Genomic DNA, 15684 nt, shown 5'->3' on the forward strand with positions numbered 1-15684 from the left:
GTGTAATTTATAGCTTTTTGGCGAGGCGGACGTATTCATCAGAATCGCTTTGACCCCTTTATGCTAGGCGACATCTTCGGGTGTCGCTTTTTTTCGTTTAGGCCATTCTAAACTCTCGTTTGTGAGATGAGTAAAAGGGCATCAATAGTCTTTTCCACAGCTAAGGATCAATCTTTGATCGTGAGTTTTAGGATCGATCGAATATTTAATCCTTTATTTTCAGTTAGTTAAAACGATATTTTCTCTGTTGCGCAACACGTATTTTTGCAGTGGATAAATAATATAAACAGAGTTATCCACAGTTCACGAACGAGACGTTTTACTTCACTTCGCAATCATTTACTCAATTCAGAGACTTAAAATGGATTCATGGCAGCAGTCATGGCATGCTAAGCCCATCTTTTTAAGCATTTTGTTTTGGTAGCTACGACTATGGCCAATATTCCGGATAATCCTCTTATTCTTATTGATGGTTCTTCTTATCTTTATCGCGCTTTCCACGCTTACCCAGGCACCATGAGCAATGGTGAAATTCCGACTAACGCGGTTTATGGCGTGGTGAACATGCTGCGCAGTATGATGCGTCAGTTCTCTTCCGAGCGTATCGCTGTGGTTTTTGATGCGAAGGGTAAGACATTCCGCGATGAGATGTACGCTGAGTACAAAGCGAATCGTCCACCGATGCCCGATGACCTGCGCTGCCAAATTGAGCCGTTACATGATGTGATTCGCGCGATGGGCTTGCCACTTATCTGTGTACCTGGTGTCGAAGCCGATGATGTGATTGGCACCTTGGCATCACAAGCCTCACAAGCGGGCATGCCAGTGCTTATCAGTACCGGTGATAAAGACATGGCCCAACTAGTTGATGAGCACGTGACTTTGATTAACACCATGACCAACGTGGTGATGGACAGAGAAGGCGTGATTGAAAAGTTTGGTATTCCGCCAGAGCTTATCATCGATTACCTCGCGCTAATGGGCGATAAAGTGGATAACATTCCGGGCGTGCCTGGCGTTGGGGATAAAACCGCGACCGCTTTGCTTCAAGGTATTGGTGGTTTGGACGAGCTGTATCAGCGTCTAGACGATATTGCGGCGCTTGGTTTCCGTGGTTCGAAAACCATGGCGAAGAAGCTCGAAGATAACCGTGAAGAAGCCTATCTTTCTTATGAGTTAGCGACCATCAAACTGGATGTCGAGCTTGAGGAAACGCCGCAGTCTTTAACCAAATGCGAACCCAATAAAGACAAGTTGGTCGAGCTATACAGCCAGCTGTCGTTTAAATCTTGGTTAAATGAATTGCTGGAAGGCAATAGCCCGGTGATTGAATCGGCAGAAAAAGCGGGCATCAGTGTTTCGTCATCTGATGTTGATAGCTCTGCGGTTAACATCGATCGCAGTCAATATGAAACGATTTTGGATCAAGAAAGTTTTGGCCGTTGGTTGGATGCGCTCAAAGCGAGTGAAGTGTTCGCGTTCGATACTGAAACTGATAGCCTCAACTACATGGTAGCGAATTTGATTGGTGTGTCGTTTGCTACCGAAGAAGGTAAAGCGGCATACGTGCCTGTTGCGCATGATTACTTGGATGCGCCCGAGCAACTTGACCGCGATTGGGTATTAGAGCAGCTCAAACCGATTTTAGAAGATGATAATCAAGCCAAAGTAGGCCAAAACCTTAAATACGATGCCAGCGTGCTTGCGCGTTACGGAATCGAAATGAAAGGTATTAAGCACGATACTATGCTCGCTTCTTACGTTTACAACAGCGTTGGCGGCAAACATGATATGGACAGCTTGGCACTGCGTTTTCTACAGCACAGCTGCATTTCGTTTGAACAAGTGGCGGGTAAAGGTAAAAACCAGCTGACGTTTAACCAAATCGCACTGGATGAAGCCGCGCCATATGCTGCGGAAGATGCCGACGTGACGCTGCGTTTACACCATCGCTTGATGGCGAATATCGAAAGTGACGCCAAACTGAAAGCGATTTACGAGCAAATTGAAGTGCCACTGATCCCCGTGATTTCACGTATTGAACGTACGGGCGTGCTGATTGACGACATGATGCTTGGTGCGCAATCACAGGAGATTGCGGCTCGCCTTGATGAGTTAGAACAGAAAGCCTACGAAGTTGCGGGTGAAGAATTTAACCTCAGCTCACCAAAACAACTGCAAACCATTTTGTTTGAAAAAATGGCCTTGCCAGTGGTTAAAAAGACGCCGTCGGGAACGCCTTCGACCAACGAAGAAGTTTTGCAGGAGTTGGCATTAGATTATCCGCTGCCGAAATTGATCTTGGAATATCGTGGCTTGGCGAAGTTGAAATCAACTTACACTGACAAGCTGCCTAAAATGATCAATCCACAAACCGGACGCGTTCATACTTCATACCATCAAGCCGTTACCGCGACTGGGCGTTTATCGTCGACCGATCCAAACTTGCAGAACATTCCAATTCGTAATGAAGAAGGACGCCGTATTCGTCAGGCATTTATTGCGCCGACGGGTTACAAAATCATGGCGGTGGACTACTCGCAAATTGAATTGCGCATTATGGCGCATTTGTCGGGTGATAAAGCGTTACTTGAAGCGTTCCAACAAGGTAAAGACATTCACGCAGCAACGGCGGCAGAGATTCTTGGTACGACCATCGATCAAGTGACCAGCGAACAGCGTCGCCGAGCCAAAGCGGTAAACTTTGGCTTAATTTACGGCATGAGTGCATTTGGATTGGCCAAGCAACTTGGAATCCCGCGTGGCGAAGCGCAGCAGTATATGGATACTTACTTCGAGCGTTATCCTGGTGTGATGCAATATATGGAAGACACTCGCAGTGCTGCCGCCGAGCAGGGCTATGTTGAGACCATCTTTGGTCGCCGTCTGCACTTACCTGAAATCAAATCACGCAACGGTATGCGCCGCAAAGCGGCTGAGCGTGCGGCGATCAACGCGCCAATGCAAGGCACGGCTGCAGATATCATCAAGAAGGCGATGCTATTGGTGGACCGTTGGATTCAGGATCACGGCGATGGCCGCGTGAAACTATTGATGCAAGTACACGATGAATTGGTGTTTGAAGTCCAAGAGTCAGCGTTAGACGAAATTGAAAGTAAAGTACAAGAATTGATGGAATCTGCAGCTGAACTTGCTGTGCCACTTGTGGCTGAAGCAGGACACGGGGATAACTGGGAACAGGCCCACTAGACATTTTTTAATCAAAATCGTTAAGAAAGCATGAGCCAGCGCACAAACGCTGGCTTTTTTTTCGCCGAAAAAAGCTAATGTGAACAAGGTCTTTGTGTTGTTTAAGAAAAAATTCATGAAAAAAAACTACAAAAACATTTCCTATTTCTGACCATTTGTTGTACATTATTCGTTGTAGGGTACAGAGGTAAGATGTTCTATCTTTCAGACCTTTTGTTTCACGTTATTGGATTAGGCTGATTCAGCCGCCCCAGCCAGTTTTTGGCTGGGGCGTTTTTTATTGTGCCAAAGAAAATTATCGTTATTTATTAGTGTGTTATAAATATCTTAATCTTTGATGTTTATCTCTACACTGCCATTTGTCGCACATCTCTCAGTTTTTGCTATTTCTCATTTCATTTCCGTTAGCGAATTGTAACTCGCAACTATTTCGTAATTTTAATTCATTCATCGTGTGATTATTTCATCTAAGTAAATGAGCTTCATGCGTTTAGTGGGCTTTTGTGCCGAATAAGATTTTATAAATTAATTGGTTAATAACATTTTATGAGAGCTATGTAGCACGTTGGAACAACGAAATTTGCAAAACCGGGCAGGGTGGCAAAAGCTTTCAACATAATGATAACAACCTCCATAAACTTCTCTCCCGTGTTTTCCCCATCCTCGTGATGGGGTTTTTATTTTTCGGCTTAGCCAGGCAAGAATATGGTTGGTGATTCAAGTTCGAAGACAAAAAAAGCCCGCGATATATACGCGGGCTTTTTGCTGTTTATTCTCTGTTAAGCTTGTTGCTGATCTTGCTCATCACTAGATTCATCGGTGAGGTCATCTTCAGTAGCATCGATTGCAAAAGCTGGGGCGAACCACTCATCAAGTTTACGTCGCAGAACATCTACGCCAAGGCCTTTCAAGCTTGAAAACGCATCGACTTTAACATCGCCGCCAAATGCGAGTGCGGATTCACGAATTTTGAGTAGTTGAGCTTTACGAGCACCGCTTTTGAGTTTGTCTGCTTTGGTCAGCAGAACTTGTACCGGAATACCGCTATCAACGGCCCAGTAGATAAGCTGCTGATCGAGGTCTTTCATTGGATGGCGAATATCCATTAACACCACAAGGCCTCTTAGGCACTCGCGTTTTTGCAAGTATTCACCCAGCGACTTCTGCCACTTCTTCTTCATTTCAATTGGTACCTGAGCAAATCCATATCCCGGTAAATCGACGATATGGCAGCCATCGGTGACTTTAAATAAGTTAATCAATTGAGTACGACCTGGCGTTTTACTGGTTTTTGCTAAACTTCTTTGGTTAGTTAAGGTATTTAGCGAACTTGATTTGCCAGCATTGGAACGTCCAGCAAACGCAATCTCAATGCCTTCATCTTCAGGCAGATGACGAATGTCAGGTGCACTGGTGATGAAATGGGTGTTCTGGTAATTAATTTTTGCGTTCACTGTGTTAACTCCATCTCGACTTTGTGTAGTCGATTGATTACTTCTTTGTGAAAGTGTGTAAAATAACCGTGCTCGGCATAAGGTCGTCTATTGTACCATGAGTCGTGCCCCCAAGGGGTACTGGAAGCTTGATAATTATAAATGGAATGTCATGAATAAATTAGCGCTAATTGTGAGTCTTTTAGCCAGCTGTTCAGTGTGGGCCCAGGGCAGCATTGAAGCTGGTAAAGCAAAATCCCAAACCTGCGTTGCCTGCCACGGAGCTGATGGTAACGGAATCATGCCCACCTATCCCAAACTTGCCGGGCAACATGCTAAATATTTAGAAAAGCAGTTACAAGACTTAAAACTCGGTATGACGACGAGCGGTAAGCAAGGTCGTTTCGACCCCGTGATGAGTGCAATGGCGATGCCATTATCAGACCAAGATATGGCTGATTTATCAGCTTATTTCGCATCGTTGCCGATCTCAAATAACAACACTCCCGAAGCTATCGTTGCGCAAGGTAAAGCCTTGTACACCGCAGGTGACGCCGAGCGTGGTTTGACTGCGTGTATCGCCTGTCATGGTCCGCGTGGTAATGGTACCGAACTATCCGGTTTTCCAAAAATTTCCGGTCAACATGCTGAATACATTAAATCCCAACTTGAGAAATTTCGCGACGATACACGCAGTAATGACATGAACGCCATGATGCGTGATGTTGCAAAAAAACTCACCGATAACGATATTGAAATTCTGTCTCAGTATGTGGGTGGGCTTCATTAACACTGACATCGATAGTGTCGATTGATTTTATCAACGCCTCAGCAACTGCTGGGGCGTTTTGCTATGAATTACAATGTGATGGCTGTCACGGTGGTTTTTTTCACACTACGCGCTACTTGCTGATGACTTTGTAAGAGATCTGCCATTGTTGAAATAAATTTCTCTCGCCATTTAAATAAATTATAAATATTTTCAATTGGTTACAATGGTGGTGGTTTTTTGTACTAAATTTTTTAAATTCACCAATTGTGTCAAATAAGCAAAGCGCTAAAGTAATCCCATCAGCAGGACGCTGAAACAAGGATTTAGCCACGAAGGCTACCAAGGAATAACTTAAGATGTTCTTAAGTTGGATTCAGTAAGCAGGATGTTTACTGGACACGGATGGTCAATTTGTCTGATGGTTTGGACAGAGTAAAGGATCAGGTTTAAGGACAAGCCCTGTTACACAGGAAAGTAAGACGGAAAGCCAAAATTCATCAGGATGATGGAAAACGATTTTTCGCAAGGAAAGCACCAAAAACAAAAGGAATGTTGGCGCACTTTTAGTGACCAGTTTTCGCCAATTATTGGCACGAAAAGCGATAGTAACCCTATCGCTTTTTTTATTTTCTGCGTTTCGCCATTCGGCATCAAAGCATTTTTTTCTAAACTGGCGAGAAATCGCTCAATAGGACTCCACTCTGCCTCTCATTTCTGGTATGTTGCGCATCCTTAAGAGAGGATCTCGTCATGCAACATTGTCCTTTATGTCATAGCGCTAACAGCTATCCGTATTTTGAAGATAAACAGCGAGCATATTGGCAGTGTGATCGGTGTGAATTAGTGTTTGTTGATCCCAACCAACGCTTAGTCGCCAGCGATGAAAAAGCGCACTATGATCTGCATGAGAACGACCCAAATGATACCGGCTATCGTCGATTTTTGGCGCGTGTTGCAACGCCATTAAATCAACGCATTACGCCGCATTCGCAAGGGTTAGATTTCGGTTGTGGCCCAGGCCCAACATTGTCATTGATGTTGCAGGAGCAGGGACACGACGTATCGTTATACGATCTCTACTATTTTCCTGATACTCAGGTATTGCAGAGACAGTACGATTTTATGACCGCCACTGAAGTGATCGAACATCTGTACGATCCCGCTCAGATTTGGCAGCAATGGTTAAATTTAGTTAGGCCCGGTGGCTGGATTGGTCTGATGACCAAAATGGTTATCGACGTAGATGCGTTTGCGAGCTGGCACTACAAAAACGACCCGACGCACGTGGTGTTTTTTAGTCGCGCAACCTTTCAGTATCTGGCAGAGCGAGATAAGCTCGAACTTGAATTTATAGGCAACGATGTAATTTTGCTGAGGAAACCCCAGTAATGTCTAGAGAAAAGAAAACCAAAACCGGTATCAATGGTGATTTGGTTTTTGCGCGTAAACACAACCGCAAAAACGATGATGTTGAAGGCCGTGAACGTAAGAAGCTGAAAAAGCGTAAAGGTTTAAAAACCGGTAGCCGTAACTCTGAAAGTAAGCAAGAAGTCACTCGCCAGAAAACTCAGCAGCGCGACCCGCGTTTAGGCAGTAAGAAGAAAATCGAGCTTGTGGTCGATGCGCCTAAAAAGCAAACCAAACAACAGCGTATGCTTTCAGCAGAAAAAGAGCTGGAAATGTTGGAAAATGATGCGCAGTTGAATGTTCTGCTAGAGCGTTTAGATAACGGTGAAAGCTTGGGCGCTGGCTTGCAAAAACTGGTTGATGAAAAACTGGATCGTATTGAAAAACTGATGAAACAGTTGGGCATTTACGAAGAAGATGATGATCAGCAAGAAGACGAGCTAGAAGCTGAAGAAATCAGCGTTCCAAAAACTAAGGCGAAGAAAAAAGCCGCGTCTGAAGACGAACTACTTTCGCAGTTCGAAGATCTCGATCTAAACGATTTTAAAGGATAGAGCAGCACGATGAATGTAACCTTATTAGCCATTGCAGGTGGAATCATTATTCTCGGATTAGCCTCATACGCGGGTTACCTTCTGCTTCAGCTCAAAAAGCAAAAGCAGTTGCAGCAACAGCATCAAACGCTGGCGATTCAAAAACGTAATGCCAACATTTTTGATAGCGTTAACACTTTGTGTTTGGCGGGGATTCAAGGTCAATGTGACTTGTCTGAGATTAGCATTCGTGTCTACAACATCATGGACTATGTGCAAGGTGAAGACCGAGTCGATTTTGACCAAGAGTTTCCAGCAACCTCTGAGCTGTACCATATCGTGAAAGATATGCCTCGCGGTGAAGAGCGCCAAAACATGGTGAAAAAAGAGCGTATGCAACACAATTTAATGCGTCACAAAGCGGAAACCCGTTTGAATGATGCGATTATTGATGAGCTGAAAGCGCTGCAGCAGCGTGTCCAACCTTTAAACAATCAAATCAACATTCAGTTGATTTAGACACAGCGATCACTTCTTTTAGTCAAGGAGTGATCCGCTTATCAATTCTGAATTTTTATTGATAAAACCGAATTTGCCAGCAGCCGAAGTTTCAATTGGTGTGGCAAAATAATCTGTCACCTTATTTGGCCTTTAGTCACTACGGAAAAGCATCATGTCGCAGCAAGTCGCCGTCAGCCAACAAGTGGAATGGGATCAAGCGGTTCTGGATAAATACAATTATTCAGGGCCACGATATACCTCATATCCAACGGCTTTAGAATTTCATGAAGTGTTTACCATTTCTGATCTTGATATGGCGTGTACCCAGTATCCGGAAAGGCCGCTGTCGCTGTACATTCACATTCCGTTCTGTCACAAGCTTTGCTATTACTGTGGCTGTAATAAGGTCGTCACGCGTCACTCGCATAAAGCCGATGAGTATTTGGATGTGTTGGAGCTCGAAATTCGGACTCGCGCATCGTTATTGCAAGGCCGTCCTGTACATCAATTGCATTTTGGTGGCGGTACGCCAACTTTCCTATCGAATGCTCAAATCAGCCGCATTATGGCGGTGGCTCGCGCCGAATTTGAATTTGCTCCGGACTGCGAAATCAGTATCGAGGTTGATCCAAGAGAAATCACGCTTGAAGTGCTGGAGCACTTACGCAGCGAAGGGTTTAACCGCCTTAGCATCGGCGTACAAGACTTCAATAAAGAAGTGCAAAAGTTGGTCAACCGTGACCAAGACGAAAGCTTTATCATTGCTTTGGTGGAAAAGGCCAAGCAACTGGGTTTTCGCTCCACCAACCTGGATTTGATTTACGGCCTGCCAAAACAAACCAAAGCAAGCTTTGCACAAACCTTGCAGCAAGTGCTGAAAATGCAGCCGGGTCGTTTATCAGTGTTTAATTACGCGCATATGCCGCAATTGTTCGCCGCGCAGCGCAAAATAAAAGAGCAAGATCTGCCAAGTGCGGATGAAAAAATGGCGATTCTTCAGCATACGATTGAAACGTTAACCGGCGCCGGTTATCAGTTTATCGGTATGGACCATTTTGCGTTACCAGAAGATGAGCTAGCTGTGGCGCAGCGTGAAGGGGTACTGCATCGCAATTTCCAAGGTTACACTACCCATGGCAGCTGCGATTTAGTCGGTTTTGGTGTGTCGGCGATCTCCATGGTCGGCGATGCGTACGGCCAAAATCAAAAAGAGCTCAAGCTTTACTACCAACAAGTCAATGAGCAGCGCCACGCGCTGTGGAAAGGGCTGGTGTTGGATAGTGATGATTTGCTACGCCGTGAAGTGATTAAACAGCTGATCTGTAATTTCACCTTAGATAAAAGCAAAATTGAGCAGCAATTTAATATCAGCTTTGATCGCTATTTTGCTGAAGATTTAGCGCTATTGAAAAACTTCATCGCTGATGGGTTGGTCGAAGTTGATGCGAAAAGCATTCGCGTCACTTTAAAAGGTCGCCTGCTGATTCGCAATATCTGTATGTGCTTTGACAAATACTTGCGTAAAAAAGCGCGTCAGCAACAGTTCTCGCGCGTTATCTAAGACATCAAACGCGATTGACAATCCAAAAGCCGCTTCGTTGAGCGGCTTTTTTGATCGCGGTTTAAGGCGTGATGTATTTGGTTTCTGCTACTTTCCACAGCGCACTGACCAAAGGGTTATCTAACTGTGAACGTTTGCAGCACACCCCAAGTTTAAATGGTTCGATCGGCGCAACTTTAAGGCGCTGAATTTTATCGCGTACTGGGCTGTTATTGATCACCACATCCGGAGCGATGCCAATACCACACCCCAAAGCCACCATGCTGATGATTGCTTCATGGCCGGAAACCTGAGCATAAATATTCGGCTTTTTGATTTTCATCGTTTTAAACCAGCTATTGGCTCGGTCGCGTGCTGTACCGTGCTGCGGAATGATAAACGGCAGGGTTTTCCAATCTGGATTTTCCAAATTTAGTGGTTCAGCAAAACTGTTGCCACCGACCGGAGCAATCACTGAAAGCGGAATTTCGCTGATGGTTTCAAATGCGACTCGAGATGGCAGTTGATCCGGATAAGCCGAAATCGCGATGTCGGCTTGGTCGCTAAGAATTCGCTCGATGGCGCGCGCCGGGTCGCCAGTCGAGAGCTTGAATTCAATAAACGGATGCTGCAAGCGAAAGGTCGACAATAACTGGGGGAGGTGGCTGTAACTGGCGGTCACCGAACAGAAAATACGAATTTCACCTTTTAAATCATCGCTACGGTTTTGGGCTTCTGAATGGTATTGCTGCCACTCGGTGAGAATTTTTAGCGCCACCGGCAGAAGTTTTTGGCCTGCAGGGGTCAATTCGACGCTGCGGTTGTCACGCAGAAACAACACTTGGCCGCAGTCTTGTTCCAACTTTTGGATTTGGCGACTTAATGCTGAAGGGCTGATGTGCATCGCAGAAGCGGTTTTACTGAAGTTGTTACTATCGCAAAGGTGAACAAACATCTGCAGGCTTTTTATATTCATCACATTTCCTTACGTTGCATTTTTTGCAAAAACTAATTGTGAATATATCACTTTAAGCAACTAGCTGCTTGTTTTAGTATGACTTCATTCGGCGAGCAAGCCGACCTTAACGGACGAATTACAAAGGAGAGCCCTACCATGGCTAACTATTTCAATACGCTAAATCTTCGCGAGAAGCTTGACCAACTTGGCCGCTGCCGCTTTATGGATCGCAGTGAATTTGCGACCGAAGCTGATTACCTCAAAGGCAAAAAAGTGGTCATCGTTGGCTGTGGTGCTCAAGGTCTAAACCAAGGTCTAAACATGCGTGACTCAGGTCTTGATGTGTCTTACGCATTGCGTCAAGCAGCGATCGACGAGCAACGTCAATCGTTTAAGAATGCGAAAGATAACGGCTTTGTGGTAGGTAGTTATGAAGAGCTGATTCCTCAAGCTGACCTAGTGATGAACCTGACTCCTGACAAACAACACAGCAACGTGGTTGCAACGGTTATGCCTCTAATGAAAGAAGGCGCCGCGCTAGGTTACTCACACGGCTTCAATATCGTTGAAGAAGGTATGCAAGTGCGTAAAGACATCACTGTTGTGATGGTTGCGCCGAAATGTCCAGGTACCGAAGTTCGTGAAGAATACAAACGTGGTTTCGGGGTTCCAACTCTAATCGCGGTTCACCCAGAAAACGATCCAAAAGGCGAAGGTTGGGATATCGCTAAAGCATGGGCGGCGGCAACAGGTGGTCACCGTGCTGGCTGTCTAGAGTCTTCATTCGTTGCTGAAGTTAAATCAGACTTGATGGGCGAGCAAACTATCCTTTGTGGCATGCTACAAGCCGGTTCTATCGTTTGTTACGAGAAGATGGTTGCTGAAGGTATTGATGCTGGCTACGCAGGTAAATTGCTGCAATACGGTTGGGAAACCATCACTGAAGCTCTGAAGTTTGGTGGCATCACGCACATGATGGATCGCCTATCAAACCCAGCGAAAATCAAAGCATTTGAACTGTCTGAAGAGCTAAAAGATCTGATGCGCCCACTGTACAACAAGCACATGGACGACATCATTGAAGGTGAATTCTCAAGCACCATGATGGCTGACTGGGCGAACGATGACGTTAACCTATTCAAATGGCGTGAAGAAACAGGTCAAACTGCGTTTGAAAACTACCCTGAAAGCAGCGTTGAAATTTCTGAACAAGAGTACTTTGATAACGGTATTTTGATGATTGCTATGGTTCGCGCTGGGGTTGAGCTTGCGTTTGAAGCTATGACTGCATCAGGCATCATCGATGAGTCAGCTTACTACGAATCACTACACGAATTACCACTTATCGCCAACACTGTTGCGCGTAAGCGTCTATACGAAATGAACGTGGTTATCTCAGATACGGCTGAATATGGTAACTACCTATTTGCTAACGTAGCAACACCGCTACTGCGTGAGAAGTTCATGCCTGCCGTTAGCACAGACGTTATTGGTAAAGGTCTAGGCGAGAGCTCAAACCAAGTTGATAACGCGCGTCTTATCGAAGTGAACGAAACCATTCGTAACCACCCAGTGGAATACATTGGTGAAGAACTACGCGGCTACATGACTGACATGAAACACATCGCAGTTGGTGGCTAATGCGCAGCGGCGCTCATCTAAATGTGAGCGCCAGCCGAGCAAATAAGAACCTCTCAGAGGTCAAAAAATAAATACTTAAACACAACATTAAAAAAGCCTTACTGCATCAGTAAGGCTTTTTCTTTGGGCGTTATTTTTAGTGCCGTCTTCGCGAGAACTGGCTTATTCAGCCGCTTTATCACCAAGCTTGGCTTCGATATCTGCCAGTTTCTTTTCCATCTCGGTCAGCTTTTGGCGAGTGCGCAGCAGAACCTGGGTTTGTACGTCAAACTCTTCGCGGCTGACGACGTCGAGTTTGTTGAGCTGGCCTTGAATGACTTGACGGACTTTTTGGTCAACGTCGCTGCCGAGGTCTTTGACCGGTTGTGGCATTGAGTCATGGATTTGTTTGGCAATTTGCTCGAGTTTTTTTGGGTCAAACATAGTGGCGTAAACTCCTTTAAATTTATCCACATTCTATGTAATTGAGTAAAGAAAGTCGCCCTTTAGGATGCAAAAAAGCGCACAGATAGACAAAAGGCCCCAATGGGGCCTTTTCAGAGTGAGTGCTTAACTTGAATTGAGCGTTATTCGTGATGCGGATTCACACCGTGCTCGCTAAGTTCTGCTCGCGTGCGTGCTGCGCGCTCCTGGTCTTCAATAAACTCAGGCAGAGGCTGATGTTTTTCTGCCAGATAGCTGTAGATAACCGGTAACACAAACAGTGTGAACAGTGTACCGATCGACAGACCCGATACGATAACCACACCAATACTAAAGCGCTGCGCTGCACCTGCGCCTGTGGCATACATCAATGGAATCAAGCCGGCAATCATTGCCGCGGTGGTCATCAAGATTGGGCGCAGTCGAACTTTCGCCGCTTCGGTGACCGCTTCAATTCGGCTGAGTTTATTTTGTAACTGCTCTTCTTTGGCTACCTCACAGATCAAAATACCGTGCTTGGTAATCAGACCGATTAAGGTAATCAACCCCACTTGCGAGTAGATGTTCATTGAGGCAGCGCCCCAAGCGAGCGAGATTAACGCACCGCACACCGCAAGAGGTACTGAAACCAAAATTACCAATGGATCGCGTAGCGACTCAAATTGAATCGCCAATACCAAGAAGATGATCGCCAGTGCTAAGCCAAAGGTGGCATATAACGCACTGCCTTCAGTGACAAATTGGCGTGATTCACCCATGTAATCATGGTTGTAACCTTTTGGCAGTTTGGTGGCGGCAATATTCTCAAACCAATCGACCGCTGTGCCCATGGTGGTGCCCGGTGCTGGAACCGCGCCTATGGTCGCTGAGTTGAGCTGGTTAAAGTGTGGCAGTGAGCGAGGCTCAGCGATGACATCAATATGCACTAAACTACCGAGTGGCACTGCGTTGCCATTGGCTGAGCGCACATAATACTGATTCATCGACTCAGGGTTTAAGCGCCACTTACGTTCCACTTGCGGAATAACTTCGTATGAGCGGCCATTAAGGTCAATTCGGTTAACGTAGCCATCGGCCATCATGGTGCTGAGGGTAATGCCGATATCCTGCATAGTCACGCCATAAGCGCCGGCTTTGTCTTTGTCGATGTTGATTTTCATCGTCGCCGAGTCAAAGTTCAGATCGAGGTTGGAGTAGACAAAAATCGGGTTCTTAGTCACTTCAGTCAAAATGTCGCTCGCCACAGTAAATAAGCTTTCAAAGTTATTTGGAGTGGTAATGACAAATTGCAGCGGCAGGCCGGAACCTGCACCTGGAAGCTCAGGCATTTGGAATGCCGTGATTGCCATGCCCGGGATATCTTTAACTAAGTTACCGACGCGTTTGGTGATCTCCTTTTGGCTGGCTTCACGTTGGCTCCACGGCACCAATGAGGCGATACCAAATGCTTGGTTTGAGTTTGGAACCCCGGTAAATGCCTGCGCATATTTCACTTCATCTTGCTGGCTGAGGATTGTGTTGACGTCGTTCATGGTGTTGGCGAGATAATCAAGGTTGGCGTTGGAGGCGCCAGTACCCATCATCATCACCACGCCTTTATCTTCCGCTGGCGCCAGTTCGCTTGGAATGAATTTGAACATCACAGGTAAACTGACGAACACAATCACGCCAAATGCGACGATAACCGGGCGACGCTTCATGACTGCATTGAGCATACGCTCGTAGCGGTTGGTCATACGATCAAGAAAGTTATGGACGCCTTTTTCAAAACGATTTGGCGTTAACGTTTCCTTGAGCATTTTTGAACACATCATCGGAGATAGCGTCAGGGCGATAATCCCAGAAACAAACACCGCGCCAGCAAGAGTCAGGGCGAATTCTTTAAATAGTGAACCGGTGACGCCGCCCATTAAGGCAATCGGTGCGTACACCGCGCCAAGGGTCAGAGTCATTGAAATAACCGGAATGGCAATTTCTCGCGTACCTATGATTGCGGCGCGAAATGGTGTTTCGCCTTCTTTAATATGACGGTCGACGTTTTCCAAAACAACGATCGCATCGTCCACCACCAGACCGATGGCGAGTACCATTGCCAGTAGGGTCATTAAGTTCCAAGAGAAGCCCATAGCTTGCATGACCATCGCCACACCAATTAAGGACAGTGGAATGGTCACAATCGGAATGATCACTGCGCGAATTGAGCCAAGGAATAGGGTAATGACCACCAGTACGATCAATGCCGCTTCCACAATCGTCTTGATAACTTCGTGAATCGATTCGTTGATCGCAACTGTTGAGTCATACATGACGTTCATGTGAATGTTGCTTGGCATATTGCGTTGTAAATCTGGCAATAGCTCTAGAACATCGTGAGCAATGTTGATTGGGTTGGCGCTTGGCGCAGCGTTAACCGCAAGTACCACGGCTTCGGCGCCGTTAGCGGTGGCGCGGTAAGTATCATGGCTCTTCGCTAGCGTAACTTTGGCGATGTCACTTAGGCGCGTAATGTTGCCGCTATCTTCGGTTTTGATGACTAGATTACGTAGCTCTTCCGGTGTCGATACTTGAGTATCTGCACTGCCGTTGTAGAGCACGAATTCACCAGTAGCCTGACCGGTTGCCGATTGATAGTTGTTGGCACTCAACACGCTCATCACATCGGTTGCGGTAAGATTAAACGCGGCCATTTTGGCTGGGTCCAACCATACGCGCAGGGCGTATTGGGTACCACCGTAGACATCAATCGATGAAATGCCGTTGACCGCGTACATCTGCGGGTTGATAACACGTACGATGTAGTCGCCAATTTGGCTCGAATCGAGTTCGTTACTGGTAAAGCCAATATACATCACCGCGGTGGTTGAACCGGTTGACATCGTCACCGTCGGATCGTCCGCTTCTTTTGGTAATTGCGAACGTACCGAGTTGGTTTTTGCCAGTACATCGGCAAGCGCACCGTTTGGATCGGTGTTGAGTTTCATGGTCGCTTTAATGGTTGAGCGACCAAGCACCGACTGCGAGGTCATGAAGTCGATGTTATCGGCTTGAGCAATGGCTTGTTCAAGCGGTTGAGTGATGAACCCTTGCACCAGATCCGCGCTGGCACCATAGTAGCTGGTGGTCACCGTGATCTCGGTATTGGTCATATCCGGGTATTCGCGCACTTGCATTTTGAACACCGCTTGCAAGCCAAGCAGAGCGATCAAAAAGCTGATCGAAATCGCCAATACCGGACGTTTGATAAACACATCTGTAAAGCGCATAGT

At 46.1% G+C, this 15684-nt stretch carries 12 protein-coding genes; 8 read left to right on the plus strand and 4 right to left on the minus strand.

What is annotated here, in order from left to right; genetic code table 11:
• Nucleotides 1-432: 432 nt before the first annotated feature.
• Both polA and spfP read left to right on the plus strand, forming a co-directional pair.
• On the plus strand, nucleotides 433-3210 hold the full coding sequence (gene polA, locus BLS03_RS15340; RefSeq protein ID WP_093275772.1) for a DNA polymerase I: 2778 nt from the start codon (nucleotides 433-435) through the stop codon (nucleotides 3208-3210).
• A gap of 192 nt (nucleotides 3211-3402) precedes the next feature.
• Nucleotides 3403-3450, plus strand: coding sequence for a small protein SpfP (gene spfP, locus BLS03_RS26275; RefSeq protein WP_438356636.1), 48 nt, complete (start codon nucleotides 3403-3405; stop codon nucleotides 3448-3450).
• A 539-nt stretch (nucleotides 3451-3989) separates the two neighbouring features.
• On the opposite strand, the gene yihA is transcribed toward spfP, so the two are convergent.
• A complete protein-coding gene (yihA, locus tag BLS03_RS15345) occupies nucleotides 3990-4664 on the minus strand; it encodes a ribosome biogenesis GTP-binding protein YihA/YsxC (protein WP_093275774.1) in 675 nt (224 codons plus the stop codon).
• Between the two features lie 151 nt (nucleotides 4665-4815).
• Between yihA and BLS03_RS15350 the strand changes: the two genes are divergently transcribed.
• The 5 genes from BLS03_RS15350 (at nucleotide 4816) to hemN (ending at nucleotide 9417) form a co-directional block, all read left to right on the plus strand.
• Nucleotides 4816-5433: a c-type cytochrome gene (locus tag BLS03_RS15350; RefSeq protein WP_093275778.1), complete on the plus strand. Its 618-nt coding sequence runs from the start codon at nucleotides 4816-4818 to the stop codon at nucleotides 5431-5433.
• 732 nt (nucleotides 5434-6165) lie between these two features.
• Complete coding sequence (locus BLS03_RS15355; RefSeq protein ID WP_093275783.1) at nucleotides 6166-6804, plus strand: class I SAM-dependent methyltransferase; 639 nt, start codon at nucleotides 6166-6168, stop codon at nucleotides 6802-6804.
• The gene (yihI, locus tag BLS03_RS15360; protein WP_093275787.1) at nucleotides 6804-7376 is read left to right on the plus strand and encodes a Der GTPase-activating protein YihI; all 573 of its coding nucleotides are present in this window, start codon (nucleotides 6804-6806) and stop codon (nucleotides 7374-7376) included. Before BLS03_RS15355 ends, yihI begins: the two co-directional genes overlap by 1 nt.
• A 9-nt stretch (nucleotides 7377-7385) precedes the next feature.
• Nucleotides 7386-7874: a DUF2489 domain-containing protein gene (locus BLS03_RS15365; protein ID WP_093275792.1), complete on the plus strand. Its 489-nt coding sequence runs from the start codon at nucleotides 7386-7388 to the stop codon at nucleotides 7872-7874.
• A gap of 154 nt (nucleotides 7875-8028) precedes the next feature.
• Nucleotides 8029-9417 carry an oxygen-independent coproporphyrinogen III oxidase gene (gene hemN / locus BLS03_RS15370; RefSeq protein WP_093275798.1) on the plus strand — a complete coding sequence of 463 codons (1389 nt, stop codon included), beginning with the start codon at nucleotides 8029-8031 and terminating at the stop codon, nucleotides 9415-9417.
• 61 nt (nucleotides 9418-9478) lie between these two features.
• Here hemN and ilvY read toward each other — a convergent pair whose 3' ends face one another.
• Nucleotides 9479-10372, minus strand: a complete 894-nt coding sequence (gene ilvY, locus BLS03_RS15375) for an HTH-type transcriptional activator IlvY (protein ID WP_093275802.1) — start codon at nucleotides 10370-10372, stop codon at nucleotides 9479-9481.
• Between the two features lie 138 nt (nucleotides 10373-10510).
• Here ilvY and ilvC point away from each other — a divergent pair, with 138 nt between their 5' ends.
• Nucleotides 10511-11995, plus strand: a complete 1485-nt coding sequence (gene ilvC / locus BLS03_RS15380) for a ketol-acid reductoisomerase (RefSeq protein WP_093275807.1) — start codon at nucleotides 10511-10513, stop codon at nucleotides 11993-11995.
• 162 nt (nucleotides 11996-12157) lie between these two features.
• Here the strand turns inward: ilvC and ubiK are convergent, their stop codons facing one another.
• A complete protein-coding gene (ubiK, locus tag BLS03_RS15385) occupies nucleotides 12158-12418 on the minus strand; it encodes a ubiquinone biosynthesis accessory factor UbiK (RefSeq protein WP_093275813.1) in 261 nt (86 codons plus the stop codon).
• 143 nt (nucleotides 12419-12561) lie between these two features.
• Complete coding sequence (locus BLS03_RS15390; protein ID WP_093275815.1) at nucleotides 12562-15681, minus strand: multidrug efflux RND transporter permease subunit; 3120 nt, start codon at nucleotides 15679-15681, stop codon at nucleotides 12562-12564.
• Nucleotides 15682-15684 lie beyond the last annotated feature (3 nt).

It is taken from the genome of Vibrio xiamenensis, from assembly GCF_900100015.1.
Classification (GTDB): Bacteria; Pseudomonadota; Gammaproteobacteria; order Enterobacterales; family Vibrionaceae; genus Vibrio; species Vibrio xiamenensis.